Here is a 9,070-nt window from a genome sequence, read left to right on the forward strand (position 1 = left end):
GGGGAGAGGCAGGACGGCCGGGCGGCCGAGGGCGAGCTCCTGCAGGGCCTGGGCGACGGCGTCGAAGGACGGCCGGGCACCGGGCCACGGGGCGAGCATGAGCATCAGCAGCGGGCCCAGCGCGCCCGCCCGCTCGGGCGGTCTGGCCGGTTCGGTGAGCACCCGGCTGATCGCCGCGATGGGTGTCTCCGCCGGGTGCGGGGGCAGGCCCTCGACGGCGAAGTAGAGGGTGGCGCCCAGCGACCACAGGTCGGAGGCGGGGCCGCCGCGCTCACCGCGCAGGCGCTCCGGGGCGATGTAGTTGGGCGAGCCGACCAGGCGGCTGGTGGGCCCGTCCACCGTCTCGTCCTCGACCACGGCGATGCCGAAGTCGGTGAGAACGGCCCGGCCGCTCCGGGTGAGGAAGACGTTGCCCGGTTTGACGTCCCGGTGCACCACCCCGGCGGCATGCGCGGCGACGAGCGCGCTGAGGATGCCCACGCCGACCCGGGCCGCCTGGCGCACCGGTAGCGGCTGCCGCTCGCGGACCGTCTGCTCCAGGGAGGCGCCCGACAGCAGCTCCATGACGAGCCAGGGCCGCTCCTGCTCGACGATCACGTCGTGGACGGTCACGATCGACGGATGTTTGAGCCGGGCGGCCAGATTCGCCTCGCGCAGCGCCGCGGCACAGATCTCCTGCCGTCTGACGGGGTCGAGGTCCGGCGGGAGCCGTACCTCCTTGACCGCCACGTCCCGGCCGAGCGTCTCGTCGGCGGCGAGCCAGACCGTGCCCATCCCGCCCTCGGCGAGGGGATTGAGCAGCCTGTAGCGGCCCGCTAGCACTCGAGTGTCGATCCTGCTCACCCCGTTCGATGTCCCATCGCGGACAGAAACATAGCCACTTACCGCCCTATGGACCAATGAAGAGGGATCATCGTCCACCCATTGACCCCTGGCTTCTGTTTTCGTAGTGTCGCGGGCATCCTCCCTAGCGCCTGGAGTCGCGATGAAGCGCCTGCACACGGAAGAGCGGATCGCCCGCTACACCGCCGAAGGCTGGTGGACCGAGGACACGATCGACCGGCTGTTCCGCGCCCAGGTCGAGGCCCGGCCGGACGCCCTCGCGATCGTGGACCCGCTCAACAAGGCCGACCTGCTGCCGGGCGACGTCAAGCGGCTGACCTGGGTCGAGCTCGACCGCGAGGTGGACCGGGTGGCGCGGGTCCTGCTCGGCCGGGGCATCGGCGCGGGTGACGTGGTCGCCGTGCGGCTCCCCAACAGCGTGGAACTGGCCGTCACCTTCCTGGCGGTGATCCGGATCGGCGCGGTGGTCACCCCGTTCCCGGTGCAGTACCGCGAGTACGAGCTGAACCAGCTCGGCGCGCTGGCCCGCGTGAAGGCCTTCGTCACCGCGTCCGTGCCGCAGCCGGGTCCACAGTCCGGGCCGCCGCCGGATTCGCAGTCGGGTCCGCAGTCGGATCCACAATCGGGTCCGCGGTCCGGGCCGCAGCCGGGCCCGCGCTCGGGCGTCCGGGCGCCCGAGGGCGTCCCGGTCCTCGTCTGGGGCGGCGAGCTCGACAACGCGACCGGTGATCCCGCCGCCGATCCATCCGGCGGCTACGCGGCCCACCCCGCCGACCCCGTGACCATCTGCTGGACCTCCGGCACCGAGGCCACTCCCAAGGGGGTGCCCAGATGCCACTACGACTGGCTCGCGGTCGCCGTCACCTGCGTCGCCGCCCCCGGGCTCACCGGGGACGACGTCATCCTCAACCCGTTCCCGATGGTCAACATGGCCGGGATCGGCGGGGTGTTCCTGCCCTGGCTGAAGACCGGTGCCGTGCTCGTCCAGCACCACCCGTTCGACCTGCCGACCTACCTGAGGCAGATCGCCGCCGAACGCGTCACCTACACCCTCGCGCCCCCCGCGCTGCTGACGATGCTCCTCCAGCAGGAGGCGGTCCTGGCCCGGACCGACCTGACCACGCTGACCCGGATCGGCTCCGGCTCCGCGCCGCTCCCGCCGCCGATGGTGAAAGGCTGGCAGGACAGGTACGGCATCGCGATCATCAACTTCTTCGGGTCCAACGAGGGGGTCGCCCTGCTCTCCGACCCGGTCCACATGCCCGACCCCGAGGACCGGGCCCGGTTCTTCCCCCGGCCCGACGCCCCCGGCACCACCTGGCCCGGCACCCTGGGCGCCGTCAGGACGAAACTGGTCGACCCCCTCGGCGGTGAGAWCACCGAGTACGGGGTCCCCGGAGAGCTCCGCCTGTCCGGCCCGACCGTTTTCTCCGGCTACCTTCCCGGTACGGCCTCCGCCGACCCGTTCGACGACGAGGGCTACCTCATGACCGGAGACGTGTTCGAGATCGCCGGAGACGAGGGGCAGTACCTGCGGTACGTGGACCGGGCCAAGGACCTGGTCATCCGGGGCGGGATGAACATCGCCCCGGCCGAGTTGGAGTCACTGGTCGCCGGGCATCCGGCGGTGGCCGAGGTGGCGGTCGTCGGATACGCCGACGAGGTCCTCGGCGAGCGGGTCTGCGCCGTGGTCGTCCCCAGGCAGGGCCGGAGCGTGGACCTCGCCTCCGTCGTCGGCTTCCTCCGGGAGAAGGGCATCGCCTCCTACAAGCTGCCCGAGCGCCTGGAGGTCGTCGGGGCACTGCCCCGGAACCCCCTGGGCAAGATCCTCAAGAGGGATCTGAAGGAGTCTCTGGACGGGCTCCGGGAAGAGGCGAACGGCTGATGAGCACGGTTCACGTCCTCGGAGGTCACCAGACGGATTTCGCCCGCAACTGGGCGGCGGAGGGGCTCGGCCTGTTCGACATGCTCAGGGAGACCTCCCTGGGAGCGCTGGAGGCGGCCGGCGTAGCGGCCTCCGAGATCCAGGTCGCGCACGTGGGAAACCTGGCGGGAGAGCTGTTCGCCGGACAGGCCCAGCTCGGCGGCATGATCGCCTCGATCGATCCCGCGTGGGCGATGCTGCCGACCTCCCGGCACGAGGCCGCCTGCGCGTCCGGGTCGATGGCGCTGCTGGCCGCGATGGCCGATCTGGAGGCCGGGCGCTACGACGTCGCGCTGGTGGCCGGGGTCGAGCTGATGCGCAACGTCGGGGCCAGGCAGGCGGCCCGGCATCTGGGCAGCGCCGCCTGGGCGGGACGGGAGGCCCGTGACGCCGACTTCCCGTGGCCGAGCCTGTTCGCCGAGATCGCCGACACGGTGGACGCGCGTCACGGGCTCGACTCCGCCCATCTCGCGCGGATCGCCGAGATCAACCACGGCAACGCGCTGCGCAACCCGCTGGCCCAGGCGCGGTCGTGGTCGTTCCCCGACGGGTGCTTCGGCCCGGACGACACGCTCAACCCGGTGGTCGAGGGCCGGCTGCGCAAGTACGACTGCGGCCGCATCACCGACGGGGCCTCGGCGGTGGTGCTGGCCTCCTCGCGGCATCCGGCGGCCTCGGGCAGGCCGGTGATCTCCGGCTGGGGGCACCGGACCGCGCCCATGCTGCTGGCCGACAAGCTCCGCCTCTCCGAGGGCGGGCCGTACCTCTTCCCGCACCTGCGTCAGGCCGCCCTGGACGCCTACGCCCGCGCGGGCCTGGCCGGTCCCGGGGATCTGGACGTCATCGAGACGCACGACTGCTTCACGATCACCGAGTACGTCGCGCTCGACCACCTCGGGCTGACCCCGCCCGGCGAGTCATGGAAGGCCGTCGAGGCCGGGACGATCGACTTCGACGGGTCCCTGCCGGTGAACCCGTCGGGCGGCCTGATCGGCCTCGGCCACCCGGTGGGCGCGACCGGGGTGCGGATGATGCTGGACGCCTGCCGTCAGGTCACGGGCACGGCGGGTGAGTGCCAGGTCCCGGGGGCCCGCACGGCGCTCACGTTGAACATCGGCGGAAGCTGCACCACCGTCGCGACCTTCGTCGTCACTCGGCCCGCGTGATGTGGGAGGGGTCGTGCCTCGGAGGAGTGCGGCTCCGGCTGACGCTTGGGCTGCGCAGGCCGGACCAGTGCTCGTGTGCGGCCCGCAGGCGCTGCCAGAGCTTGGCGCGCTCGGCGGGGCTGACGTCGTCCAGCGGCAGGGCGAAGACGTCGGCCAGCATCTCGAAGTAGTCGCGTTCGGTCTCCACGATGAGGGCGCGCTCGCGGTCGCCGAGACGGGTGAGGACCAGGCCCCGCAGGATGTCGACGCCGCCCGCGTCGCGCCGCTGGACGGTGGCCACGCGCACGAAGCCGGACTCGGGTGAGGTGGACAGATGCTCGTGCATCGCGGTGAACGCCGACATCTCGGCGCGCTCGGCCCGGAAGTCCAGGCCGAGGAAGGTGCCGCGCGGGTCGTGGTCGAACCGCCATCCGCCGGGTTCGGCCCGTGAGGGCCGCAGGCCGTAGCTGAACGGGCCCTGCCGGTAGACGCCCTCGACGAGCGGGAGCGGCTCGTGGAACCCGTCGCCGAGGCCCTGGTCCACCATCCACCCGCCACCGGGGTTGTCCTCGGAGGGCAGGCCGGAGACCGTGAGGGAGAGGTGGCCGCCGTCGGCCCCGGCCGGATCTCCGGGGCCGTGCTGCGGCCCGCCGAAGTGGCGGGTCACCTGGTAGCCGAGCGCCTCCAGCAACAGGGAGAACGCGCCGTTCAGATGGAAGCAGTAGCCGCCGCGGCCGCTGATGATCCGGGCGGCCGACTCCACGGGGTCCACGGTCGTCGGACGGCCCAGCCAGATCTCCAGGCATTCGTACGGCACGCGCTCCACGTGGGCCCGGTGCAGCAGACGCAGGGACTCCACACTCGGCGGGCCGTCGATCTTGACCCTGATCCGGCGGAGGTACGCGCTGACGTCGATCACATCGTCACGATAGCGTCCGGTTATCCAGTTGATGTCTGGATGAATCCATCGATAACCTGGCCGTCCCTGCGAGCAAGAGGAGGTGAGGAGCAGATGTTCGCCACCATGGTCACGCGCTCCCGCCTCGGGCGACAGGCCGCCTGAGACCCGGGAAGCGCACGCTTTCTGGAGTTTGACTTGTCTGATCTGATCTTCCGTCCGCTCGAAGCGGGCGAGTTCGACCTGTTCCACAGCTACGGCCCGCATCCGGCCTCCGGTGTCGGCGCCCGCGGCCTCCCCTTCGACGAGCTCGGCTACCGGGCCGACTGGCTCTGGGTCGCGCTGCGCGGCGACGAGGTGGTGGCCCGGGCCGCGTTCTGGGGCCCGCCGGGCTCCGAGCACCCCTTCAGCCTCGACTGGTTCGACCCGGGCACCGGCCCCGACCGGATCGAGGTGGGCGCCGCTCTGCTGCGGGCCGCCTACGCCGCGCTGGTCACCCCCGGATACTCCGCTCCCTCCGGCGCGCGGCCCGACTTCCACCTGTTCCTGCCGGGTGACTGGCGCGAGCGGCCGGATGCCCTCGCCGACGCCACCGACCGGATCAAGGCGGCCGAGAAGGCCGGGCTGCGCCACTCCGTCGAGCGGCTCAACCTGCGCTGGATCCCCGAGTACGGCCTGCCGCCCAGGTCCACCCGGCTCACCTTCACCCCCGCCGACGACGACGGGACCGTGGTGGACCTGCTGGCCAGGATCACCGAGGGCAGCCTGGACGCCTGGGACCGGCGGACCCTCGCGGAGAAGGGGATGAGGGAGACCGCGAAGGAGACCCTGGCCGACGTCGCGGGGTTCCCCGGAGGACGCGGCCGGTGGCGGCTGGCCCACGACGCCTCCGGTGACCTGGTCGGCATCGTGATGCCCACCCGCAACTCCAAGTTCGCGACGATCGGTTACATCGGGGTGGATCCCGCCCACCGGGGCCACGGCTACGCCGACGACCTGGTCGCCGAGACGCTGCACATCTTCACCTCCGAGGGGGAACCCGAGGTGCGGGACTCCACCGACCTGGGCAACACGCCCATGGCGGCCTCGTTCGCCCGGATCGGCTACCGGATCATCGGCCACCGACTGATCATGATCTGACCCCCGGCAGGGCCTCCGTCCACGTGGAGGCCCTGCCGCACCGGATGTACGGGCGTGGGGCCGTACCTCGCCGGAGCGCACGGAGGCGGAGGCTCTGCCTCGGCGGGAGCGCAGGACCGTATGCGCAAAACCTTCACAATTCCCCGCATGTCATCTGCACAGGCCCGGTCTACGCTCCCGGACATGGCAACCCCTCAGCAACGACGTGTCCTCGTGGTGGAGGACGACGAGACGATCGCGCGGGCCGTACGGCACCGGCTGGCCGCCGAGGGCTTCGACGTCCAGGTCGTCGGGGACGGCGAGGGCGCGCTCGCGGCCTACGCGAGGTCCGGGCCCGACGTGGTGGTGCTCGACCGGCTGCTGCCCGGCCTCGACGGGCTGGAGGTGTGCCGGCGGATGCAGGCGGCCCGGCCGGTTCCCGTGCTCATGCTCACCGCACTGGGCGAGGAGACCGACCTGCTCGTGGGGCTCGGGGTCGGGGCCGACGACTACATGACCAAGCCGTTCAGCATGCGCGAGCTGGTCGCCCGGGTGCACGCGCTGCTGCGGCGGGTGGAGCGGGCCTCCCAGCTCGCCGTGGCGGACACGGTCATCCGCGCCGGCGACGTCGAGATCGACACCGCCGAGCGCCGGGTCTACGTGCGGGGCGCGGAGGCCCAGCTCACCCGGACGGAGTTCGACCTGCTCTGCCGTCTCGCCGAACGGCCGGGCCAGGTGTTCGAGCGGGAACGGCTGCTGGCCGACATCTGGGGCTTCTCCGAGGCCGCCGCCACCCGCACGGTCGACAGCCACGTGCGAGCCCTGCGCCGCAAGCTCGGCCCCGGTGTCGTCCGGACCGTCCACGGCGTCGGATACGCCCTCGTCCGCCGGTGAACCGATCGCTGTTCCCGGCACTCGAACACAGGGATGCGTCAGACATTGAGACCCCTCGACTTCCTCGGCCGGATCAAGGTCAAGCTCGGCATGGTGATCCTGCTGGCCGTGGCGGCGGCGTTCGTCGTCAACGAGGTCGGCATCAACGCCGGCTACTCGCGCAACGTGCGCGTCGCCGTGGCCGTGGTGCTGGCCCTGATCATGGTTCAGCTCCTCGCGCGGGGGATGACCAAGCCGCTGCGCGAGATGGCCGCCGCCGCGCAGACCATCGCCAAGGGACGCTACGGCCTGCGGGTCACCGCGACCTCGCGCGACGAGGTCGGCGAGCTCGCCCGCGCCTTCAACGCGATGGCGGCCGACCTGGGCGAGGTGGACCGGCAGCGGCGCGAGCTGGTGGCCAACGTCAGCCACGAGCTCCGCACCCCGATCACCGCCCTCCGCGCGGTGCTGGAGAACGTGGTGGACGGCGTCTCGGCGCCCGACCAGGCGACGCTGGAGACGGCGCTGGCTCAGACGGAGCGGCTCGGCCGGCTGGTCGCCCAGCTCCTCGACCTGTCCCGCCTGGAGTCCGGGGCCCGGCTGATCGAGCTTGAGGACGTCGGGCTCGGGCCGCTGTGCGACCAGGCGCTGCGCGAAGCGGTGCTGGTCAGGGACGGGATCACGGCCCGCTGCGAGGTGCCCGCCGGGCTGAGCGTCCGCGCCGACCCCGACCTGCTGGCTCAGGTGCTCGCGAACCTGCTGGACAACGCGGTACGGCACAGCCCCGACGGCGGGGTCGTGGTGCTGACGGCGGACGCCGAGGGAGACGGGGTCCGGCTCCGCGTCACCGACCAGGGACCGGGCATCCCGCCGGAGGACCGGGCGCGGGCGTTCGAGCGCTTCTCCCGCCTCGACGCGGGCCGGGCCGCCGACGACGGGGGTGCCGGTCTCGGCCTGGCCATCACCAAGGAGATCGTCGAACTCCACGGCGGCTCCATCCATGTCGAAGAGGGCACCGGCTGCCGCGTCGCGGTCGGCCTTCCAGGAAGGACCACGATGGACGACTCACCCGACTCCGACCTCTCCAGGCCATCCCCGCTCCCGGGACTCCGCCCGCCTTCCTCGCCGGAACGCCCCGTTCCCCCCACCTCCGAGGTTCCGCCCTCTGCCCGTTCCGGCCTTCCCGGCTCCTCTTCCGTCCCGGTGGCCGCCACGCCTGAGGTTCCTCCGCCGTCTGTCCGCTCCGGTCTCCCCGGTCACTCTCCCGTCCCCGTGACCGCCGCGTCCGCCACCCCCGAGGCGGCCGGGCCCGTACCTCCTCCCAGCGGGGAGTCCCTTCCCGATCCGCGGGGCGTTCCGGTGCCGGTCACGCCGGAGACGCCGGAGACGCCGGTCATGTCCGAGGCGGCCAGGTCTGCGCCGGTCCCTGCTCCAGGTCCCGGGCTCCCGGCGGCCGGGCCCGCGCCGGTCCCTGCTCCTGGTCCCGGGCTTCCGGTGGCCGGACCTGCGCCGGTCCCTGCTCCTGGTCCCGGGCTCCCGGCGGCCAGGTCTGCGCCGGTCCCTGCTCCAGGTCCCGGGCTCCCTGCTCCCAGGCCCGCGCCGGTCCGCAACTGGGGTGCGGCGTTCCTCGGGGTCATCCTCGGCGGCATCCTCGGCCTGGTGTGCGCCGTGCTGCCGGTCATCGTCGTCGGGGTCCTGGCTCCTTTGCTGGGCGCGCTGGTCGGGGTCCTCATCACGGCGGCCGGCGCGTTCGTCGGCACCGTCATCGGGGCCACCAGCGCTCCGGGCTCCAGCGACGCCTGGATCGGCCATGGGGCGCCCGCGCACCCGTCCGTGCCCCAGGGACTGCCCCCGGGGCGTCCCGCCGTACCGAAGCCGGAGGACGGGCCGCGTCCTCAGGGGGGCGGTCTGCCGCCCGGGGAGTACGTGGCGCCGCCGTTGTTCCCCCGGCCGGAGCTGCCGCCCACCGCCCGCTGGGTGCTGCCGGCCTGTGCCGCCGCGGGGCTCCTCGCGGCGCTCGCGCTGCCGGACAGCGCCATGGGGCTGGGGTCCGTGCTGGTCGCGGTCGCCATGGGGGCGGTGGCGCTGCCGGCCGTGCGCAAGAGGATCACTCCGTGGTCGGCGACTCTGGGGGCGATCGCGTACGGGCTGGTCGCGGTGGCGGTGTTCAGGGACGCGGACTGGCTCGTCGGCCTGCTCCTGCTGGCCGGGTTCCTGCTGGCCGCGCTCGCCCTGTCGGGGGCCGGGCGGGGCTGGCTCGGCGTGGCC

Annotated in this window: 7 protein-coding genes; 5 read left to right on the forward strand and 2 right to left on the reverse strand. The window is 72.9% G+C overall.

Annotation, left to right across the window (positions count from 1 at the left end; translation table 11 throughout):
• A partial coding sequence (locus tag CA984_RS39955) for a serine/threonine-protein kinase (protein WP_133061919.1) occupies positions 1-843 on the reverse strand: 843 nt, incomplete at its 3' end.
• Positions 844-985: 142 nt separating this feature from the next.
• On the opposite strand from CA984_RS39955, the gene CA984_RS39960 reads away from it, so the two are divergent.
• Both CA984_RS39960 and CA984_RS39965 read left to right on the forward strand, forming a co-directional pair.
• Positions 986-2,728 (forward strand): class I adenylate-forming enzyme family protein, encoded by a 1,743-nt coding sequence (locus CA984_RS39960; protein ID WP_086578565.1) that lies wholly within the window; start codon positions 986-988, stop codon positions 2,726-2,728.
• On the forward strand, positions 2,728-3,933 hold the full coding sequence (locus CA984_RS39965) for an acetyl-CoA acetyltransferase (RefSeq protein ID WP_086578566.1): 1,206 nt from the start codon (positions 2,728-2,730) through the stop codon (positions 3,931-3,933). Before CA984_RS39960 ends, CA984_RS39965 begins: the two co-directional genes overlap by 1 nt.
• Here the strand turns inward: CA984_RS39965 and CA984_RS39970 are convergent.
• On the reverse strand, positions 3,917-4,831 hold the full coding sequence (locus CA984_RS39970; protein ID WP_086578567.1) for an arylamine N-acetyltransferase family protein: 915 nt from the start codon (positions 4,829-4,831) through the stop codon (positions 3,917-3,919). The genes CA984_RS39965 and CA984_RS39970 overlap by 17 nt on opposite strands.
• Positions 4,832-5,008: 177 nt before the next feature.
• Here CA984_RS39970 and CA984_RS39975 point away from each other — a divergent pair, with 177 nt between their 5' ends.
• The 3 genes from CA984_RS39975 to CA984_RS39985 all read left to right on the forward strand — a co-directional run.
• Positions 5,009-5,950 (forward strand): GNAT family N-acetyltransferase, encoded by a 942-nt coding sequence (locus CA984_RS39975; protein ID WP_086578568.1) that lies wholly within the window; start codon positions 5,009-5,011, stop codon positions 5,948-5,950.
• A gap of 183 nt (positions 5,951-6,133) precedes the next feature.
• Positions 6,134-6,823: a response regulator transcription factor gene (locus CA984_RS39980; protein ID WP_165781596.1), complete on the forward strand. Its 690-nt coding sequence runs from the start codon at positions 6,134-6,136 to the stop codon at positions 6,821-6,823.
• 33 nt (positions 6,824-6,856) lie between these two features.
• Positions 6,857-9,070 (forward strand): sensor histidine kinase (locus tag CA984_RS39985; protein ID WP_133061920.1); only part of this gene is annotated, 2,214 nt, incomplete at its 3' end.

This window comes from Streptosporangium minutum (genome assembly GCF_002149035.1).
Taxonomy (GTDB): Bacteria; Actinomycetota; Actinomycetes; order Streptosporangiales; family Streptosporangiaceae; genus Streptosporangium; species Streptosporangium minutum.

Bases quoted from the DNA above. Each gene is read 5' to 3' on its own strand.
- CA984_RS39965 (WP_086578566.1), top strand. From the start codon at position 2,728: ATGAGCACGGTTCACGTCCTCGGAGGTCACCAGACGGATTTCGCCCGC.
- CA984_RS39980 (WP_165781596.1), top strand. From the start codon at position 6,134: ATGGCAACCCCTCAGCAACGACGTGTCCTCGTGGTGGAGGACGACGAG.